The sequence below is a fragment of the Pseudoalteromonas sp. P1-13-1a genome (assembly GCF_001401875.1).
Classification (GTDB): domain Bacteria; phylum Pseudomonadota; class Gammaproteobacteria; order Enterobacterales; family Alteromonadaceae; genus Pseudoalteromonas.
Window position 1 is genome coordinate 1 of sequence record NZ_LKDV01000018.1, and the last position, 18,934, is coordinate 18,934.

The 18,934-nt window shown below is 40.0% G+C and carries 18 protein-coding genes and 1 pseudogene; 14 read left to right on the forward strand and 5 right to left on the reverse strand.

The genetic code is table 11. The features are described 5' to 3' along the window. Positions 1-325 (forward strand): annotated as a pseudogene (locus AN391_RS12150) (ribonuclease E); the annotation flags it as partial. 485 nt (positions 326-810) lie between these two features. On the opposite strand, the gene yejK reads toward AN391_RS12150, so the two are convergent. Further along, positions 811-1,827, reverse strand: coding sequence for a nucleoid-associated protein YejK (gene yejK / locus AN391_RS12155; protein ID WP_055015645.1), 1,017 nt, complete (start codon positions 1,825-1,827; stop codon positions 811-813). A gap of 62 nt (positions 1,828-1,889) precedes the next feature. Here yejK and AN391_RS12160 point away from each other — a divergent pair, with 62 nt between their 5' ends. The 7 genes from AN391_RS12160 (at position 1,890) to AN391_RS12190 (ending at position 8,324) form a co-directional block, all read left to right on the forward strand. Continuing rightward, positions 1,890-2,102, forward strand: coding sequence for a DUF1414 domain-containing protein (locus AN391_RS12160; protein ID WP_004588923.1), 213 nt, complete (start codon positions 1,890-1,892; stop codon positions 2,100-2,102). Between the two features lie 5 nt (positions 2,103-2,107). Continuing rightward, on the forward strand, positions 2,108-3,604 hold the full coding sequence (locus tag AN391_RS12165; RefSeq protein WP_055015646.1) for a DUF3413 domain-containing protein: 1,497 nt from the start codon (positions 2,108-2,110) through the stop codon (positions 3,602-3,604). A gap of 81 nt (positions 3,605-3,685) precedes the next feature. Continuing rightward, on the forward strand, positions 3,686-4,165 hold the full coding sequence (locus AN391_RS12170; RefSeq protein ID WP_055015706.1) for a DUF4124 domain-containing protein: 480 nt from the start codon (positions 3,686-3,688) through the stop codon (positions 4,163-4,165). 185 nt (positions 4,166-4,350) lie between these two features. After that, positions 4,351-6,069 (forward strand): bifunctional isocitrate dehydrogenase kinase/phosphatase, encoded by a 1,719-nt coding sequence (gene aceK / locus AN391_RS12175; RefSeq protein ID WP_055015647.1) that lies wholly within the window; start codon positions 4,351-4,353, stop codon positions 6,067-6,069. A gap of 17 nt (positions 6,070-6,086) precedes the next feature. Beyond that, positions 6,087-7,025, forward strand: coding sequence for a LysR family transcriptional regulator (locus tag AN391_RS12180; RefSeq protein WP_024032602.1), 939 nt, complete (start codon positions 6,087-6,089; stop codon positions 7,023-7,025). Positions 7,026-7,199: 174 nt separating this feature from the next. Continuing rightward, on the forward strand, positions 7,200-7,643 hold the full coding sequence (locus tag AN391_RS12185; RefSeq protein ID WP_055015648.1) for a PA2169 family four-helix-bundle protein: 444 nt from the start codon (positions 7,200-7,202) through the stop codon (positions 7,641-7,643). 291 nt (positions 7,644-7,934) lie between these two features. Continuing rightward, a complete protein-coding gene (locus tag AN391_RS12190) occupies positions 7,935-8,324 on the forward strand; it encodes a biopolymer transporter ExbD (protein ID WP_055015649.1) in 390 nt (129 codons plus the stop codon). 82 nt (positions 8,325-8,406) lie between these two features. On the opposite strand, the gene AN391_RS12195 is transcribed toward AN391_RS12190, so the two are convergent. Genes AN391_RS12195 through AN391_RS12205 form a run of 3 tightly spaced genes read right to left on the reverse strand, consistent with a single transcriptional unit; the run spans position 8,407 to position 13,099 of the window. Then, positions 8,407-11,442, reverse strand: coding sequence for a TonB-dependent siderophore receptor (locus AN391_RS12195; protein WP_055015650.1), 3,036 nt, complete (start codon positions 11,440-11,442; stop codon positions 8,407-8,409). An 8-nt stretch (positions 11,443-11,450) separates the two neighbouring features. Beyond that, complete coding sequence (locus tag AN391_RS12200) at positions 11,451-12,527, reverse strand: FecR family protein (protein WP_055015651.1); 1,077 nt, start codon at positions 12,525-12,527, stop codon at positions 11,451-11,453. Continuing rightward, a complete protein-coding gene (locus AN391_RS12205) occupies positions 12,524-13,099 on the reverse strand; it encodes an RNA polymerase sigma factor (protein WP_055015652.1) in 576 nt (191 codons plus the stop codon). Before AN391_RS12205 ends, AN391_RS12200 begins: the two co-directional genes overlap by 4 nt. Before the next feature lie 119 nt (positions 13,100-13,218). Between AN391_RS12205 and AN391_RS12210 the strand changes: the two genes are divergently transcribed. Further along, positions 13,219-13,734, forward strand: coding sequence for a DUF2937 family protein (locus AN391_RS12210; RefSeq protein WP_055015653.1), 516 nt, complete (start codon positions 13,219-13,221; stop codon positions 13,732-13,734). Here the strand turns inward: AN391_RS12210 and AN391_RS12215 are convergent. Next, the gene (locus AN391_RS12215) at positions 13,714-14,601 is read right to left on the reverse strand and encodes a LysR family transcriptional regulator (protein WP_055015654.1); all 888 of its coding nucleotides are present in this window, start codon (positions 14,599-14,601) and stop codon (positions 13,714-13,716) included. The genes AN391_RS12210 and AN391_RS12215 overlap by 21 nt on opposite strands. 119 nt (positions 14,602-14,720) lie before the next feature. Here AN391_RS12215 and AN391_RS12220 point away from each other — a divergent pair, with 119 nt between their 5' ends. From AN391_RS12220 to AN391_RS12240, 5 genes are all read left to right on the forward strand, one after another. Further along, a complete protein-coding gene (locus AN391_RS12220; RefSeq protein WP_055015655.1) occupies positions 14,721-15,371 on the forward strand; it encodes a peroxiredoxin-like family protein in 651 nt (216 codons plus the stop codon). Further along, positions 15,371-16,138, forward strand: a complete 768-nt coding sequence (locus tag AN391_RS12225) for a haloacid dehalogenase type II (protein WP_055015656.1) — start codon at positions 15,371-15,373, stop codon at positions 16,136-16,138. The genes AN391_RS12220 and AN391_RS12225 overlap by 1 nt, the downstream gene beginning before the upstream one ends. A gap of 168 nt (positions 16,139-16,306) precedes the next feature. Further along, complete coding sequence (locus AN391_RS12230) at positions 16,307-16,915, forward strand: PilZ domain-containing protein (protein ID WP_055015657.1); 609 nt, start codon at positions 16,307-16,309, stop codon at positions 16,913-16,915. 57 nt (positions 16,916-16,972) lie between these two features. Continuing rightward, positions 16,973-18,028, forward strand: a complete 1,056-nt coding sequence (locus AN391_RS12235) for an agmatine/peptidylarginine deiminase (RefSeq protein WP_055015658.1) — start codon at positions 16,973-16,975, stop codon at positions 18,026-18,028. Continuing rightward, positions 18,025-18,918 (forward strand): carbon-nitrogen hydrolase, encoded by an 894-nt coding sequence (locus tag AN391_RS12240; RefSeq protein WP_055015659.1) that lies wholly within the window; start codon positions 18,025-18,027, stop codon positions 18,916-18,918. The genes AN391_RS12235 and AN391_RS12240 overlap by 4 nt, the downstream gene beginning before the upstream one ends. Positions 18,919-18,934 lie beyond the last annotated feature (16 nt).

Genomic DNA, 18,934 nt, shown 5'->3' on the forward strand with positions numbered 1-18,934 from the left:
AGAGCCTGTTAAAGCAGAGCCTGTAGCAGCTGAGCAACCAGAAACGCCAGAGCCTGTTAAAGCAGAGCCTGTAGCAGCTGAGCAACCAGTTACTGCAAATGCAACTCAAAAAGATGTAAATGCAAAAACGGTTATCACCAAAGGCGCGGCAAGTGCACCAATGGCACAACCGACACCTGTTGCTGATAGCGACGTAAAGCATACATCAGTTGCCATGGCACACGACAAACGTGAGTTAGTGCCTGATAGTGGCTTACGCGCAGGTTCAATTAAACCAGCAGGTCGTGCGAGTTCTGCAATGACTAAAACAATGAGTGCTGATTAACCATTAACACTCATTAAAAAGCCCCGCTATTAACAAATAGCGGGGCTTTTTTGTTTTAAAACCTGTCTTGCCCTGAAATGTATTTTCTCATTTTATCCTCTTTCGCTTGTCTTTGTGCAATAGACTTTTAAGTGGCTTTAATAGCCAGCAAAAATAAACAGCTGCATTACTTCTCGCCTAAGCAAACTTTATGACTCCAGCCAAACTTAAACACCGTAAATAATATTAACTTGTAGACGCACAACTTATTGGCGTGCCGGGCAAAGCCCGTAATAAACGTATATTCACAAAGAGGATAAGAGACGCTGCGCTTATAGAGAAGAAATGAAAAATAATTGTTTAAATTAGTGTTGGTTTCTCATTTTACTCTCATTCACTTCTCTTTGTGCAATAGACTTTTAAGTGGCTTTACTACCTAGCAAAAATAAAAAAGCGCGATATAAAAATCGCGCTCTTAAATCGGCTTTTAATTAGATCAAATGAGTTTACTCACTTTCACTTTCCATAAAACGTTGTAGTTGATCTTTTAAGTTAGGTGGAATGCCTTTAATGACTAGTGTATCGGTCGCTTCATTGTAAGTTACGCGCTCACCTAAATGTTTACGCTCAAAACTTACACTAACCCCCCCGCCTAAACCCGAGAACTTAACCATACTGGTCACGGTTTTTTTATCAACAGGGAAAGAGTCTTCTAAATCGTAGCTTTGCTCTTTACAAAAGCTGTCAAATGGACTGTCATCGCCTTTAGTTAAAGTCGCCGAAAGTTCAGTTACACTTGCATCTTCACCTGTGGTTACACAGTCATTACAGTAGTCAAATACTTGCTTACGTAATTCGTCTTTTTCTGATTTATCAAACTCCTGCTCAGATAAATAATCTTCAACAGCGCTGAGCATCACTTGGCTTTGTTGTTTAGGGTCTATGCCCTCTTCACACCCTAAAAAGTCTAAGAAAAAGTCTGCTACTTTTCTCCCTGCTCGCCCTTTAATAAACGAAATATAACGATTGTCGTCAGCTTGTGTGTCCCATGCGGTTAAATCAATGCGAGCTGCTAATTGCATGCGCGATATATCTAAGTGGCGCGACGCTGCTAAATCAAGCTCTGAGGTCATGCTGTAGTGCTCTTTAATGTTAATCATGGCTATTAGCATGTAATCAGTAGCCACATACTGATAATGACAAAATACTAAATAACCGGTTTCACTAAAGGCGTACTTATCAAGCTCTTCTTTTAAAACCGTAGATGCTTGCTCGGTCATGTGCCAAAAGCCTAACTCGTCGTTACGATAGCTTTGCATTGCTGACGCTACAACACTATTTTTATCGCCACTAAATGCACAGTAACCTTTGCCTGGCTTTGAGTTGTATGCATGATGGAGTTGTTCGATAAAAACAGCGACTTTATCATTAATCACCATTTCATCGTTTCGGAGGTGAATTTGCGTATCGTCGTCTTTTTTGTCTACATAATGAACGACTAATTTTTTAACGTCTGTTGTCATCTTTGTTTTTCACGCCTCTGGTGTTAAAATACGAGAATATAACTCTTTTATTGAACCAACTGATGCCAATCTTATCAAAATACTCTAATGAAGAAGTAGAACAAATCGTCGATCAGCTCATTGATGTGCTAACGCAACATAATGCGCCGGTTGATTTAAGCCTTATGTGTTTAGGAAATTCTATCACGCATATCCTAAAAGAGCATGTACCTGCAGGGAAAAGACAAGCCGTAACTGAGAACTTTGCAAAAGCACTTGCTCAGTCGGTTAAATAAATTATATGAATTTATCGCAGCACAATCAGTTTTCATCTAAAGCGAGTCAGTTATTAAGTTGGGGCCATTGGTTCACTTTTGCAAATATTGGTTTAGCGCTTTTTATTAGCCTAAGTTTTTTATTTGCAGATTCACCGCCAACTAGCTTTATGGGTATTACCTATATGTTAGTGACGTGGTTAAGCCATACGAGCTTTATCGCTTTTTTAGCATTTGTGCTGACGGTATTTCCTTTAAGCTTGGTGTTTCCTTATCCCCGCCATATTCGAGGTATGGCTGCCGTTATTGCAACACTTGGGGCGTCTATATTAACGCTTGATGCATATGTATATGTTAATTTGGGCTACCACTTAAGCTCTTCTGCGCTACCTGAAATTATTTCTTTACTATGGCATCGTCTTACGAGCTCGCCGACCCTTACTACATTGTTAGCTGGGGGGATTGTTTTACTTATTTTAGGCTTTCAGCTAGTTGTAAGTAACTATACATGGCAGCATTTAGCGCGTTTAAAACAACTTAAGTTTGCCCGTTTTGCCAGCTCGTTTTTAGTATTGTGTTTTGCTCTTAGCCACAGTATTCACATTTGGGCCGATGCAAATTTAAAGTTTGATATAACGAAGCAAGATAACGTTTTACCGCTTTCGTACCCTACAACCGCTAAAAGTTTATTAGCTAAAAATGATTTACTCGACATTGAAAGCTACAAACAAGCTCACGATGTAAGAATTAATAATCAAAACGTTAATTATCAAATTCCTTCGCCTTTACAAAAGTGCGACGATTACACCGAGCAACAAGTTGATATTTTTGTATTTGAGAACGATGAACAGTTAAAACAGTTTGTTGCTAAGCATGAAAATCTACATAAAACTGATCAGTTTTTACAGCCAACACACCATGGCGATAGCTTATTTAGTTTAGTGTATGGCTTACCTTCTTTTTATAAAATGAGCATTTTATCAGAGCAAACCTTGCCTGCATGGCAAAGCCAACGTAGAAGCATTGAACTTACGGGTATTGAAGAATTAAGCTTTATAAACGACCAAGCCCACTCAAACAGTGCGATTAGAATCATAAAAGCAGAGGATGCCCCTTCTCCACGCAATGACGACACGCATATTTTTGCCTTTAGCTTAGCGAATAATAGCTCAGAAGTAGTTACATCATCGGTGTTATACAGCTCTGATAAGCAAATAGCCAAGGTAGACGGGCTTATTCAACCTAGTGATATTATTGCAACCAGTGTAGGGCAATACTTAAACTGTAAGTCTGTTGTTACGCAAACCATGCTAGGTGAAAACCTCTATAAGAAAAAAACAGATACCGGCGTTAACTACTCACAAGGTGTAGTTATTGCTTACAAAAAAGATAGAATTACGCTTATAGATTCAGACGGTAACTATAAAAATATATCTGCCGCTGAAGGCTTTTCTATAGAGCAAAGCCTCGATATCCCGTTTTTAGTACAAAGTATTAAAAAGCTAAAAACCTACACACAATAGCCCTATCCCTTAACCTAGCTTGCTATAACACCAAGCTAGGTTATATTTACTAAATCATAGTAAACGCCAGGGATGAACTTAATGCAAAAGCACACACTTTTTTTATGCGCAGTAATGGTATGCCCACTTTTTCTGCATGCGCAAAATGCCACAACCTACTATAAATGCGTGACAGAAAACGGCACTATCTTTTCGCAATTCCCTTGTAAAGATAACGCTACCGCCTACACAATTAATACTGTATCAGGAATTAATACTGCACCAGCGCAAGATTACACAAAAGAGCTAAACGCATTAGAGCGCGAACGTATTGTGCTTGATCTGCAAGCAGAATTGAGAAGCAATAATAATAAGTTAGCAATTATAAAACGTAAGAAAGACCGCGCTGAGTACAATCAGCAACAGCGGCTTAATCGAATTTTAGATGACGAGGATAAAAAGTTAATTAGCAAAGATATAACCAAGCAGTTAAAAATAATAAATAAAGAGCATAAAAAGCAAACAACCGAAATTGAAAAACGTATTAAAAAGTTAGAGAAAAAAATAGCCTCCTTCCAATAGCATAGCTTTTGTCATCACACTCAATTATGCTTTAAGCGCAAAGTATAAAAACCGAGAATATTTATCTTGGTTTTAAACTTAAAATAACATACCCTTAACAACTATAGAGTTAAAGCTCTAACGTGTATAACGTATCAGCACCACTAACACTAAAAACGTTATATGCACTTTTTTAAGGAGTGTTTATGCAGCCACGCCACATAGCAGAATTAATTTTAACGGGCTTTAAAAAGCATTATCAGCTGTTTCAAAAAACTACCGCTCAAGCTCCGCTTGCCTTCGCTAAACGTGATTGGCAGCATATTAATGACATAAGTAAACTGCGCATTAGTTATTACGATGAAAGAGTAAACGAAACAACAAAAGCATTAAAACAGGCACACTTAACTGAGCACTTAGATGAACAGCTTTGGCTAGAAGTAAAAAAACTGTACCAACGTTTTTTATGCTTCCACCCTCAAGCTGAACTTGCCGAAACGTTCTATAATTCAGTATTTTGCCGTTTGTACCACAGGCGCTATTTTCATAACGACTTTATATTTGTACAAGCCACATTGAAAGATGCGCCTGCTATTCCTGTTGAGGCAGAATACCGAAGCTACTTTCCTGTGGTTGATGGTTTAAAACCCACTATAAAGCGCATTATTGACCATTTTGATTTTAAAGCCCCATTTGTAAATTTAGAGCGTGATATACGTTTGCTCGTAAAAGCATTTTATAAACAAGCGCCCGACACACACCACCAACCTTGGCAAATGCGTTTTGATATTTTGCACGCACCTTTTTATCGTAATAAAGCAGCCTATATTGTGGGCAGAGTGGTCTCTAAAAGTGGTGTACAGCCTTTTATTATTGCGGTACTTCATCATGAAGATAAAGGCTTATATCTCGATGCACTGTTAACCAAATCATCGCAAATGCGGGTTATTTTTGGCTTTGCACGTGCCTATTTTATGGTAGAAACCCATGCGCCTTCGGCTATGGTGCGATTTTTAAATCAACTTATGCCTAATAAAACGCTCGCTGAGCTCTACAATGCCATCGGGTTTCATAAACAAGGCAAGACTGAGTTTTACCGTGAGTTTTTACATCACTTATCTCACTCAAACGATAACTTTATAATAGCGCCAGGCACCCAGGGCATGGTGATGATGGTATTTACGCTGCCCTCATTTGGTTACGTCTTTAAAGTTATTAAAGACAAGTTTGGTGAAAGCAAACCGTTTGGCCGCGATACCGTACTTAAACGCTATCAATTGGTAAAAAGTCACGATCGGGTTGGCCGCATGGCTGACACCATAGAGTACTCTAACGTCGTATTTCCTTTGGCTCGCTTTGATAGTAAATTACTAGCGCAGCTGCATAAAACCATTGGCTCATCTATGATTATTGAAGGGCCGTGGCTTATTATAAAGCACTTATACATTGAAAGGCGTATGACACCGCTCAATTTATTTTTAGAAAATGCCAGCGAAGAAAGTGCTGCCGATGCAATAGAAGAATACGGCCAAGCACTTAAAGAAATGATTGCGGTAAATATATTCCCAGGCGATATGCTGCTTAAAAATTTTGGCGTAAGCAAACACAGCCGAATTATTTTTTACGATTATGATGAGGTTCAGTACTTAACTGATATGAACTTTAGAGCCTTACCTAAGGCCAAAAGCTATGATGATTACTTAACCGATGAACAAAGCTACTCAGTTGCGCCACAGGATGTTTTTCCTGAGCAACTTTGTACCTTTGTAATGCCAAACCCAAAGTACAAACAGTTTTTGCTCAGTACACACCCTGAGCTTGTTGATGTTGGCTTTTGGAAGCAAGCTCAACAAAATATCAAAAAGGGCTATGTTAGTCACATATACCCATACCCGACAGCACAACGCTTTATTCATCACTGGTAAGCGTTAAAGGACACACAATGAACATAAGTAAAATAGATTTAAATTTGCTGGTTTACCTTGATACTCTATTGCGCGAGTGCAATGTAACCCGCGCCGCTAACCAGTTAAGTATTACTCAACCGGCCATGAGTAACGGCCTTAAGCGCTTACGCAATTTGTTTAACGATCCTATTTTGGTGCGCACCAGTGAAGGTATGGTTCCTACAGAGCGCGCTATAGAGCTGCAACCTGTTATTCGTGGTATATTAATGACTCTAGAGGAAACCCTTGCACCGAATCGTGAATTTGAAGCCAGCCAAAGTAAACGTGTATTTAGAATAATGGCCAGTGACTACGCGGCCAGCACCTTAGCGCCAAAGCTTTTAAGTAAACTTCATGAAGAAGCACCCGATACAACCTTAGATATTCTCACACCGAGTGATGTAACATTTCATGATGTTGAAAATGGTAAAGTGGATATGGCCATTAACCGCTTTGAAAACCTACCGCAATCTTTTCATCATAAACGTATTTGGAAAGACAGCTTTTGCTGCTTAGTAAAAGCCGACAACCCAATTATCGAAAATTTCAGCCTAGATAGCTATTTAAAAGCGCGTCATATCTGGGTAAGTAAAACCGGCTTTGGGGTAGGTGTAGGAATGGACCCTAAAGATGTACAAAAGCTAGGTTGGGTTGATGAAGCACTTGCTCATTTTGGTAAACACCGAAATATTGCCACGTTTACCCGTAATTACCACGTAGCCATTCATTTAGCCAAAGAGCAAAACTTAGTAGCAACCTTACCTTCAAAAGCTGCCAATATTTACTTAGATGATGCAGGCCTTAAAATTTTAGAGCCGCCATTTCCTATACCGCCTTTTGAGCTTGATATGATTTGGAGCCCTTTACTACATCGCGACGCAAGTCATATTTGGTTGCGCCAAAAAGTAGCCGAAGTGGCAGATGAACTTAAATAACCTTATTACAAAAGCCATGTAAAATTTGCGAGGTTATATTAATTTAAATAACCTCGCTTGCTATTAATAATATATAATGCACTTAACTTTCAAACACTTAAGAACAGTTCAAAACTTGGAATGCCCTTTGCTCTATTTACTATGACATTTAAATTCATGTAAAGAGAGGTCATTATGAATACCCATCAAGGAACCGAAGCAACTCATATTACTGACATCATCCAAGTAATGAACAGTGGCATTGATTTTTATCAAAAAGCGCAAGAGAAAGTTGAAGACCCAGCCATTGGCGCATTATTTCAACGCATGATTGACGCACGAAAAGTAAGTGTTGAGCGCTTACAACCTTATGCAGTTAACGAAAAAGGCGAGCGTGAAGACGGCTCTTCTTTTGCTGTAGAAGCGCGCAGAGCATACACCGCCCTGCTCACTACTTTCAGCTCTGATAACGATAAAACATACGTTAAAGAGCTTGAAGAAGTAGAAGATAAAACTCTTGAAGAAATTAAAGCAGCTATGGACAAACCACAGCCCGCTGATTGTGAAGCTGCATTAGCTAAAACGTTATTAACCATGCAAAGTTGCCATACAGAAATGAGTCGCATGCAAAAGCATTAAAAGTAACAGCTTAAACTACAACCCAGCTTTTTAGCTGGGTTTTTTATTGCCGATTCAAATATAAGTCATGTAGTGAGCAAAACTCGACCCCTTACTCGGCTTCTACTTATTCTGATCATGTTGAAGCAACTATTAGCCCATTCCCCCCTAAAAAACACATTAGCAATACAAATAATTAACTTTAATAGAATGTTTATTTAACCACACACTATATTTACTGTGTTAGTTTTAGTAATAGGTACCTAATTCCTTGCTGTGGCGCCGCAGCATTTAATTAACATAAGGTCCAATATGAAAAATAAAACATCTCAAAATAATGCAGATGTAGATATGACACCAATGTTAGATATCGTATTAATTTTATTGATATTTTTTATTGTAACTACATCATTTATTAAACCTATAGCCATTGAAATACAACGACCACTTGATAAACCCACCATCAATAAACAAACTAAAAGTGCCACTTTTAGTATTGATGAACATAATGCGGTGTATTTTTCTGGCAGGTTAATCGATTTAGAACAAATTACCAACAATCTTGCTATGTTTGCTGCTAAATACAAAGTAAGCGCTGTACTTATTAAGGCTCACGAAAACAGTAAACATAATACATTAATGAGAGTAATGGATAATATTAAAGAGTATGAAGATTACACTATTAGCTTAATATCTGAATAACGTAGTTATATACATTGATGGTAGACCAAAAAAAGGGCCTTACGGCCCTTTGAACTTAAATAACATAAGGGAGTGTTATTTATTAAAAGCGGTATTCTGCACCTACGTAGTAGTATGCACCGTTAAAACCAAATGGTGCAGAGCGGCGAGAGTATTCAAATACACCATCGCTGCTTACAATTGTATTACCGTTAGCGTCTACAATTGTGCCCGAACGTGAGTTACCAATGGTGTTTTTATCTGGGTATACGTCAAATAAGTTGTTTGCACCAATATTGACAGATAAATCTTCGGTCACAAAATAGTTAACTTTAACGTCAGTTAAAATTTCTGCTCCGTAAGTTTGGCGGCCGCCATCTTCTACTGTGTATTCACCAAAGCGGTTAAGTGAAAGGTTTACAGTCCAGTCACCACGCTGATAAAGCGCACTTAAATTAATGCGATCTTCTGGTTGCCACTCTTCAATAATTGAAATTTCTTGATCAGAGAATACATCTTCCACAGGTACGGTTTCTAGCCCTGAACCCGATGGCGTAAATAACGATACAACCTCAGTTTCTGTAAAGTTAGCCGCTAAAGTAAAATCAAGCGTGCCGCCTAAGCCCTCAGTATTCCAAGTCGCTACAAAATCAATACCCGAAGTTTCGGTATCGGCACCATTTAAGAAAAACTGCCCTGCACCTGCGCCTGAGCTGATTAATGCCGCATCTAGGCTTGAAGAAAGCCCTTTGCCTAAACGGTTACTAATTACTATGCGGTCGTCAATATCAATTGAGTAGTAATCTACAGTAACATTAATGTTGTCTGTTACATTGTAGACAATACCTAAACTGCGGTTTTGCGATTTTTCTTCTTTAAGCTTTGGAATACCTAAACTTTGCGCAAGGGTTGAGTCGTTTCTGAATGTACCTACTTCCTCAGCAACTAATGAGCCGTCTTCCGCTACAACGAACTGTGTACTAATGTTGTTAAAGTACAATTGCTGCATTGACGGTGCTCTAAAGCCTGAACTTAATGCACCACGCAATGACACATCATCAGTAATTGCCCAGTTACCCGCAAGCTTAAAGTTTACCGTATCGCCAAAGCCTTTGTAATTATCGTAACGCAGTGCGCCTGATAAAATAACATCCTCAATTAGGTAAGTTTCTGCATCAAGGTAAAACGAAATTACATCGCGCGACTCATCAACCGATGACGCCGGTGAAGAACCACCAAAACCTTGCGTGCCACCAGAGGCATCTTCTGAGCCCACTCCGCCACTTAAACCACTATAAATACTTACCCCATCAAGGGTGTCGTAATCACGGTACGCATATTCGTTGCCCTCTAAAATGCGGTATTCATCAGTACGAATTTCTGCACCCATCGCCAGTGAATAGTCATCAAAGTTTTGTGTAAAATCTATATTAATGGTTTGCAGTGATAGCTCCATACCATAAGCATAAGCTTCTCGCGGAATAGTATTGCGTATATCAGCGGCACTTAAACCTTGCTCGTAACGTAAAAAGTTAGCGTACGAGGCATTAATTGTGTCACTGGTTGTGTAATCAATGCTGTTTTCACCGTATGTGTACGATACATCTAAGCTTGCGTCGTTATCAAAATCGGTTTTGTAACCAAAGTTATAAGAAATATCGTCAATGGTGGTATTTATTTTAGGTAAAAAGCCTAACGGGATGGTGGCATCGTTATCTTGTAATACCGGGTTACCGCCTGCATTAGCATTGTGGCGGAAAAACGCCGCTGATTCGTTATCGCGCGTTGAATACGTAATAAAACCATACAACTCGCCATCACCTAACTCATACCCTGTATTAACCGTTAAGCCAAATTGTTGTGAGTCGGCATCGCCAATACGGAAGGTATCTCTATCGGCGGTCAGTTCACGCGGATCGCCAGCCAATAAAGTACCATCACTCAGCTCTGTACAGCCATAAAACTGACATGAGCCATGTAAGCCAGCGCGGTTAGTAGGCGCGCGGTCGCGGTAATTAAGCGTTGCATTTAAGTAGCCGCTATCACCTAGGGCAAACCCTTTATTAAAATCAACGTTTACTGTTTCGCCATCGCCTTCTGAATATTCGCCGTAATTAACGGCCGCTTTACCGCCTTCACTGCCATCTTTGAGTACAATATTAATTACACCGGCAATTGCATCTGAGCCGTATTGCGCTGCGGCGCCATCTCGTAATACTTCTATGCGTTTAATAGCAGAGGCCGGAATAGCATTCATATCGGTACCTGCGGTACCACGTCCTACTGAGGTATTGATATGAATAATACTTGCCTGATGACGACGCTTACCATTAATTAGCACTAATGTTTGGTCAGGCCCTAAGCCACGCAGTGTTGCAGGTCGTAAGGCATCTGTGCCGTCACTAATTGACGAGCTTGAAAAGTTAAATGAAGGTGCAATAGATTGCAACATACGGCCAACTTCGGTTTGGCCTGTGTTTTCAAGTGCTTCAGCACTTAAAATATCAACGGGTACGGGTAAATCTTCTACTGAGCGCCCTGCGACACGGCTACCTACAATAGCAATTTTTTCTATATTCTCTTGTGCAACGTCCTCGGCTGCATTCACACCGTGTGAATTTGCTGCAAGCAATGCTGGTAATACAGCTGCACTAACCCCTGAAAGCTTCATCATGTTGTTATCTTTCCTATTGATTTGTTTGAGTTTTATACTCAGTAAACCATTTTGATCGACAACCGCATCGAGCTCAGTCCCTACTAATAATGCTTGCAGTGCATCTAGTTGGGTATAAAAACCATAAACCGAATTTGCTTGGTATTTTTTTGCCAACTCATAAGAAAACACCACGGTTTGCTCTGTTTGTTTAGCAAATTCTATTAAGGCTTTGTCTGCTCGCTGCGCTTGTATATCAAATTGCACCATTTTCTGGGTAGTTTGTGTTGCCCCTTGCACACTCATGCTAAAAATAGCCGGAGCAAGTACACTTAAACCACTAAGTAGATGCGTTTGGTTACTGCGCAATTTATATAAACAGCTGACAAACAAAATTCCTCTATAGTTTTTTATCTTTTTTTTAAACTTTTTTTTACCAATAACATTTAAAAATGCAACTTCACCTAACATTTGTTTGATATGCATAACATTTCTTATGATTTAGTTTGCTGTGTTAGGCTCACCATATGCTCACCTAAATGCTCATGCTCTATTGCAAAATTAGTCTGCAAACTCTCAAGTAATCCCTCAACATCTCCGGCTTTAAATACACCCGCTACTTTTATGTTGGCAAGCTCAGCGCTCGACAGCTCAAATCGTGTAGAGGTGTAACGGCTCACTTCATTTAAGGCATCGCTTAAATGCTCACCATTAAAAATTAACATACCGTTCTGCCACGCTAAATCACGTTGTACGTCGTCCACAGAAAGTTGGGTAATAGGCTTGGTAATGCTTTGTTCAATAATTGCTTTTTCGCCTGAGATAACAATATTAGCATTGATATTTCGGACTTTTTTAGCGTTATTATCAGCCAGTTGGTAGTCTTTAAAATCATCGGCACTAACTGCAACACTAGGGTCTGTGATCATCACTTTGCCTTCGGTTACAACAAGCTCTAAATCAGACGAGGTATTTCGCTGTACATTAAATACAGTACCCAGTGCCGTAAAGCTTTTATCGCCAGCCATCACACTAAAGGGTCGAGCTGGATCTTTTGCTACATTAAAACGCCCTTCTCCCTTACTCAGTAATAGCTGACGTCGCCCTTTGCTATAAGCTACCTCGAGTAAACTATTGGTGTTTAATTGCACAATTGTGCCATCAGGTAAAACGTACGTGGCTTGTTCACCTACTTTGGTTGTATAAATTTTGGTGTAATTTATTTTGGCCTGCTCTGCGTTGTAGCCGTTTTCAAGACTAATTAATAAATAACTGCACACCATTAATGCCGCAAATAAGCTTGCGGCAATGGCACTAGAAAACGCCCACTTCTTTTTCTGCGGTTTTGTATTTCTATGTGGAAACAAACTACTCAGTTCGTTTAATACGGCCAGTTCATCCCACAGCTGGGCCAGTTCGTATACAGCGTCTTGATGGGCGGTGCTTTGCATCATCCACAGCTTAAACTGCTCTTTTTCATTTTTATTTAAGCCTCTGTCAATGGCGCTTATCCATTCACATGCTTTTTCTAAAATTAAATCTTTTGAGGTAAATTGGTGAACGTTGCTCATTTAGCCACCCTCTCAATTGGCAGCGCCGAATTACGAGCTGAATTACTTGCCACAGATTGGTTATAAGTTTGTTCATGTTCTTTCATGTATAACATGGTTTGTAATAACCCTTTGGCTATGTGTTTTTCTACGGTGCTTTCACTTAGTTGCATGTGCTGGGCAATTTCTTTTTGGCTCATACCGTACACTTTTTTAAATATAAAACATTTACGGATAGAAGAATTTAATTGATCCGTTGCTCTACAAAAAAGTAAAAAACGCTCTTTTGAGGTGTATTCATCCTCAAGTTGTGAGGATTTTAGCAGCGGAGGTAATTCTGCATCGTGCTCTAACGAGTCACTAAATTTATTGTCCCATTTGGCTATATGATTAAGTGCTAAGTGCTTTGCAGTTTTGAGCATGTAGCTGCGTCTAAACTGAATATCTTGTTTTAAATCAGCTTCGTAGCTTTTAATAAAAGTTTCTTGCACAATGTCATCTACGTCATCGGGCTGTACAATACGCGACACAAAGCGTTTTAATTGCTTAGTGATATCAACAAACGTTGATGTCATATTTACTTTGGTAGTCATCCTTAACATAGGCCTATTGTTGTTTTTATTACCGATAGATTACGAGTTTTTAGCATAAAAACAAGCGTAAATGTTAATTTGCCGTTGTTTAGGTAGGATTTGAGTAAACAGGAGATCAAATGAGTAAATTATTAGATTACATAAGGCTCAGTTTTTTTGCGGCAGGTTTACTATTAGGGGTACAAATACCTGCCTTTGTGAGTGATTACGGCCATGCTTTACAGGCGCATTTTGTTGAGGCTAATAACGCATTAGCGCCGTTTAGAAAAGATGCTCAAAACTACTTTAATAACGATTTAAACAAGCTAATTGCCCACTATGAAAATATTGGAGACGATGTAGTCGGTAAAGGGGCTATTCATATCAAAACCCTCAATGATCGACAACAATCCCTACAGGCGGCAGTTAATAACTTTAACCAATCACCCTATTTATATACCTTAACCAGTGGTTTTAGCAGCATTAAAAAGCAAGTATGGCAACGCTTTGAAGGGCAAATAGTGTTAAAAAAAGACTCTATAATAGCAGCGCTTGCAAGCGCCATAATAATTGCTATTTTTGCTGAGTTCTTTGGCTTTATAACTTTGTTTATTATTAAGCGAGGATATTCTCGCTTATTCATAGCTGGTAAATAAAGACTTCATGAACTCGTAAAACACCTCTGTTTTACGGGTGGTTAAGCTATTTTGAGGGCGTAAAAACCACACTGGAGCGTCACTTTGTGCCATTGCATTGGGCATAACCTCTACTAAATTTCCGGCACGTAGCTCATCATTAATGGCTATTTTGGATTTAATGGCTATGCCATGTCCCGCAAGCGCTGCCTGCGTCATATTATCGGAATTAGAAATAGTAAAGCGTGTTTTGGCATTAAAGGTGTGTATTTTATTGTTTTTATCATACAGTTTTAACTGCCTTTGCCAGGGTAAGCACACCCAATAGTGCTCAGCTAATTCGCTTAATGTATGGGGCATACCATGCTTTTTTATATAACTTGGCGCGGCACACAAAATACGCGAGTTATTGACAATCTTACGTGAAAGCAGGCCAGAATCGGTTAACTGCCCTACTCTAATTGCCACGTCTTGCGCATCATCAACCACGTTGACAAAATGATCTGTAATTAAAAAATCGAGCTTAAGTGCTGGGTATTTTGTTTCAAACTCGGTCAATTTAGGCATAACATACTTTGAAAAAACCCACGGTGGCATAGTCACACGCAATAACCCACTCACCGACGAGCTTCGTGCGCCAATGCTATGCTCTGCATCATGTAGGGCTTCTATAATAGCGCCTACGCGATGATAAAATAGCTCACCCGCAGGTGATAACCTTACCCGGCGACTGTCTCTGAACACTAATACGGTTGAGAGCTCGCGCTCTAACTTGCTTAATCTGTGGCTCACAGTTGCTGGTGACAAGCGTTGCTCACGTGCTGCTGCCAGCACCCCTTTATTTTCTACCACAGCAATAAATGTTTCTAGGTCAGTTAAATTATACATACGTAGGCTAAGCAGTTTTTAATGTTTAATATTTTCAAATGAAGCTTTCAGTTTTGCAATATATATTTAAATTAATAGAACATTCATAATCTTCCTAAAGCTATTTTCGAGATTTAACCATGAGTTTGAAAAAACAGATTGATGCATATAACGTTCAAAAAGAAGCGAAGCTACCTAGCGATGTATTAGCTCTAATGGAGCAAACAACGAATGAGCTCATTGCTCAACATATAAAAAATAAGGCACTGCAAGTAGGCGCTAAAGTAAGTAACTTTAGCTTACAAAATCACAACGACGAGCATGTTGAATTAGCTGATTTATTAAATAAAGGCCCGGTAATAATTAGCTTTTACCGTGGTAACTGGTGCCCATATTGTAATTTAGAACTCAAAGCACTTAATGATTACCTACCCCAATTTAAAACGCACAGTGCGCAGTTAATTGCTATATCTCCTCAATTGCCAGATGAAACGTTAACTACCGCGCAAAAAAATGACCTCGAATTTAACGTACTTTCAGATATTAATAATAAGGTAGCTGAGCAATTTGGTTTGCTGTTTACATTAGATGAGCGCATTCAAGCACTCTATAGCCAATTTGGCATTGATTTTGAAAAATACTACGGCGACAAAAGCTATAAGTTACCCTTGCCCGCCACATACGTAATTAACAAAAGAGGCATAATCACTTATGCCTTTTTAAACGAAGACTATACCCTACGTGCAGAGCCTATTGATGTGATGGCCGCCCTTGAATCGGAGCAATACTAATGTCTATTTTAAAATCGTTAAAAACCCTTACTCTATCGTTACTCGTTGGTACTAGCTTAGCCTCTGGTAGCGCTATAGCTGAGGAGCCACAATCGCAAGTAAAGCCTAAAGTGCTTATTTTTGATGTAAATGAAACACTCCTTGATTTAACCTCAATGCGCACCTCTATTGGTAAAGCGCTTGGCGGGCGTGAAGATTTATTACCGCTTTGGTTTTCTACCATGTTGCATCACTCACTGGTTGATACAGTAAGTGGCAGTTATCACGACTTTGGGCAAATTGGCGTTGCGTCGCTGCGCATGGTTGCTAAAAATAACAATATAGCCATTACAAATGAACAAGCTAAAACAGCCATTGTTACTCCGCTTTTAACCCTACCGCCTCACAAAGATGTGAAAGAAGGACTGGCAAAACTCAAAGCTCAGGGCTATAAGTTAGTAAGTCTGACAAATTCATCAAACAAAGGTGTTAAAGCCCAGTTTGAGAGCGCTGGATTAATGTCGTTCTTTGATGAGCGCTACAGCATTGAAGATATTAAAATTTATAAACCAGACTTACGTGCCTATGAGTGGGTGTTGACTAAATTAAATGTAAAAGCAAATGAGGCAATGATGGTAGCAGCGCACGGTTGGGATGTAGCAGGTGCGAAAGAAGCCGGCTTACAAACAACCTTTATCGCCCGCCCAGGTAAAACACTTTACCCACTGGCTAAAAAACCAGACCATGTTGTGAAAGATTTACATGAATTAGCCGCTCTACTTAAATAAGCACTCCCAGCGCTAATTAATCAATACCCAAGCGGCTGATGTTAGGATGACATTGGCCGCTTTTTTATTACTAAAAACCACGTATAAACAAAGTATTTAACGTTTTTATCTGCTAGCAATTTACTCCCCACAACGCTACTATTTAATGAATACGCAGTGGAGATAATTATGAACAGTCAAAGATTAAGCGAATTTGAAGAGTACTTTCAAATAAATGAAAGCATTCGGGTAAACTTATTTGCTGTAGAAAACCAGGCAGTCCCGCAATCTCAACTCGCACTTGAAGACGACATACCTCCTCTATTTAAGCTAGCTAACGAAGTTAGTGAGCTTGAACAGGCCTCATTAAGACCTCTAAGAAACTTAGGCGATTTAGCACAAGACCTGGCGTCTTTTTTACAGGCTCAGTCGCGTAAAATTGATTTAATAATGAGTCACATTTTAGCTTCAGAGCAAGCCCAAGATAATGCTATTCAGTGTGATAGCTACGGCGGAGGCGGCATTCGTTTTACCTCTACTGATGTATACGCAATAGGCCAAGCTTTTAGAACAAAGCTATTTTTGCACCACGAAGCCTCAGCCGTTTACTGCTATACAGAAGTGGTGGCCGTTGAAAAACAAGACAGCGAACACTACCAATACACATTACTGTTTACTGCAATAAGAACCACAGACCAAGAGTTAGTTGTAAGAGCCAGCTTACATGCACAAACACGCCAGCTAAAAAAGCGCCAAGAACTCGAGCAAATTGACGATGATTCAAGCAGCGATAAATAGCTGACATATGCATGTAAAATGCTAAACTAGCGCCACCGTAATTTGTATAAAAACTTCATGAACTTTAGACTTTTACCTGAATGGGCTGAGCAAGACGCCATTATGCTTACCTGGCCCCATGCACAGACCGACTGGGCTGATACGCTTGAACGCGTGGAGCCTGTATATGTTGAGCTTGCAACGCATATCACAGCCGTGCAGCAGCTTGTTATAGTTGCCCATAACGCGGCACTTAAAAGCCACATTACTGCCTTGCTAAAAAAAGCGAATATAGACTTAGGCCAAGTGCACTTTGTTGTTACACCAACAAACGATACGTGGGCGCGTGATCACGGCCCTATTACCTGCGCAAATATAAACGACCCTCGCCAACTTAAAATTTACGACTTTATCTTTAATGGCTGGGGTAATAAGTTCGAAAGTGCCCTCGATAATAAAATTAACGCCGTACTGGTAAACAAGCTAGGCAATAAAGCAAATCAATACCAAGCCCTTGATGTAGTACTTGAAGGCGGCGGTATTGAAATCAACGAACACGGTGTACTGCTTACAACCAGCGAATGTTTACTGAACAAAAACCGCAACCCAGATTTATCACCAGGCGATATTGAGTCAATTTTAAAAACGCATTTAGGCGCAACTGACTTTTTATGGGTAGATCATGGCTATCTAGCCGGTGATGATACCGACAGCCACATTGACACACTGGTACGCTTTGCGCCAAATAATACCCTTGTGTATGTTAAGTGCGATGCGAAAGAAGATGAGCACTTTAATGCTTTAGATGCGATGGAAAAACAGCTACTAAGCTTTAAAACACAAAATAATACCCCATATACATTAATTGATTTGCCATGGCCAAAACCGGTGTTTGATGATGACAACACCCGATTACCGGCAACATACGCAAATTACTTGATTATCAATAATACGGTTTTAGTTCCTACGTATAACGATGACTATGACGCACTGGCACTCGCGCAAGTTCAAAAAGCGTACCCAACGCACACTATTATTGGCGTTAATTGCCTACCTATTATTGAACAATTTGGTAGCTTACATTGCATTACCATGCAATTACCTCGTGGATTTTTAGCTGGAGCAACACAATGACAAGCCCTGCAAAATTAACCGTTGCCCTAGTGCAACAAACTAACAGTGATAATGCCGAGCAAAATATCGCTAAGTCGATTGCTGGCATTCGTGATGCTGCTAAGCAAGGCGCACAGCTTGTGGTTTTACAAGAGCTACATCGTAGTCTGTACTTTTGCCAAACAGAAGATGTGGATGTATTTGACCTAGCCGAAACAATTCCGGGCCCAAGCTCAAATACATTGGGTGAGCTTGCCAAGGAGCTTGGTATTGTTATTGTGGCTTCACTGTTTGAAAAGCGCGCCACTGGGCTGTATCACAATACCGCTGTGGTACTTGAAAAAGACGGCAGCATTGCGGGTAAATACCGTAAAATGCACATTCCTGATGATCCTGGCTTTTACGAAAAATTTTACTTTACCCCAGGCGATCTAGGCTTTGAGCCAATTCAAACCTCAGTAGGTAAATTAGGCGTATTAGTGTGCTGGGATCAATGGTTCCCTGAGGCGGCGCGTTTAATGGCTATGGCTGGCGCGGAGGTATTAATTTACCCAACCGCAATTGGCTGGGATCCCCGTGATGAAAGCGATGAACAAACGCGCCAAAAAGACGCGTGGGTTATAAGCCAGCGTGCGCATGCGGTTGCCAACGGCGTACCTGTTATCAGCTGTAACCGTGTAGGCCATGAAAACGACCCTAGCGGACAAAGCGAAGGTATACAATTTTGGGGTAACTCGTTTATTGCAGGCCCTCAAGGCGAAATGCTCTCAGAGGCAAACAATACTGATGAGCAAATTTTAGTAGTAGAACTTGATCAAAAAGCCTCGGAAAACGTAAGACGTATATGGCCGTATTTACGCGACCGCAGAATTGATCACTATCAAGACTTAACAAAAATTTACCGAGACTAAATAACTGCATGGCGTT

What these genes read in the sequence shown, in the direction of transcription:
- yejK (WP_055015645.1), bottom strand. Translation starts at nt 1,827, where the DNA reads ATGACAACAGACGTTAAAAAATTAGTCGTTCATTATGTAGACAAAAAA.
- AN391_RS12160 (WP_004588923.1), top strand. Translation starts at nt 1,890, where the DNA reads ATGCCAATCTTATCAAAATACTCTAATGAAGAAGTAGAACAAATCGTC.
- AN391_RS12165 (WP_055015646.1), top strand. Translation starts at nt 2,108, where the DNA reads ATGAATTTATCGCAGCACAATCAGTTTTCATCTAAAGCGAGTCAGTTA.
- AN391_RS12170 (WP_055015706.1), top strand. Translation starts at nt 3,686, where the DNA reads ATGCAAAAGCACACACTTTTTTTATGCGCAGTAATGGTATGCCCACTT.
- aceK (WP_055015647.1), top strand. Translation starts at nt 4,351, where the DNA reads ATGCAGCCACGCCACATAGCAGAATTAATTTTAACGGGCTTTAAAAAG.
- AN391_RS12180 (WP_024032602.1), top strand. Translation starts at nt 6,087, where the DNA reads ATGAACATAAGTAAAATAGATTTAAATTTGCTGGTTTACCTTGATACT.
- AN391_RS12185 (WP_055015648.1), top strand. Translation starts at nt 7,200, where the DNA reads ATGAATACCCATCAAGGAACCGAAGCAACTCATATTACTGACATCATC.
- AN391_RS12190 (WP_055015649.1), top strand. Translation starts at nt 7,935, where the DNA reads ATGAAAAATAAAACATCTCAAAATAATGCAGATGTAGATATGACACCA.
- AN391_RS12195 (WP_055015650.1), bottom strand. Translation starts at nt 11,442, where the DNA reads ATGCATATCAAACAAATGTTAGGTGAAGTTGCATTTTTAAATGTTATT.
- AN391_RS12200 (WP_055015651.1), bottom strand. Translation starts at nt 12,527, where the DNA reads ATGAGCAACGTTCACCAATTTACCTCAAAAGATTTAATTTTAGAAAAA.
- AN391_RS12205 (WP_055015652.1), bottom strand. Translation starts at nt 13,099, where the DNA reads ATGACTACCAAAGTAAATATGACATCAACGTTTGTTGATATCACTAAG.
- AN391_RS12210 (WP_055015653.1), top strand. Translation starts at nt 13,219, where the DNA reads ATGAGTAAATTATTAGATTACATAAGGCTCAGTTTTTTTGCGGCAGGT.
- AN391_RS12215 (WP_055015654.1), bottom strand. Translation starts at nt 14,601, where the DNA reads ATGTATAATTTAACTGACCTAGAAACATTTATTGCTGTGGTAGAAAAT.
- AN391_RS12220 (WP_055015655.1), top strand. Translation starts at nt 14,721, where the DNA reads ATGAGTTTGAAAAAACAGATTGATGCATATAACGTTCAAAAAGAAGCG.
- AN391_RS12225 (WP_055015656.1), top strand. Translation starts at nt 15,371, where the DNA reads ATGTCTATTTTAAAATCGTTAAAAACCCTTACTCTATCGTTACTCGTT.
- AN391_RS12230 (WP_055015657.1), top strand. Translation starts at nt 16,307, where the DNA reads ATGAACAGTCAAAGATTAAGCGAATTTGAAGAGTACTTTCAAATAAAT.
- AN391_RS12235 (WP_055015658.1), top strand. Translation starts at nt 16,973, where the DNA reads ATGAACTTTAGACTTTTACCTGAATGGGCTGAGCAAGACGCCATTATG.
- AN391_RS12240 (WP_055015659.1), top strand. Translation starts at nt 18,025, where the DNA reads ATGACAAGCCCTGCAAAATTAACCGTTGCCCTAGTGCAACAAACTAAC.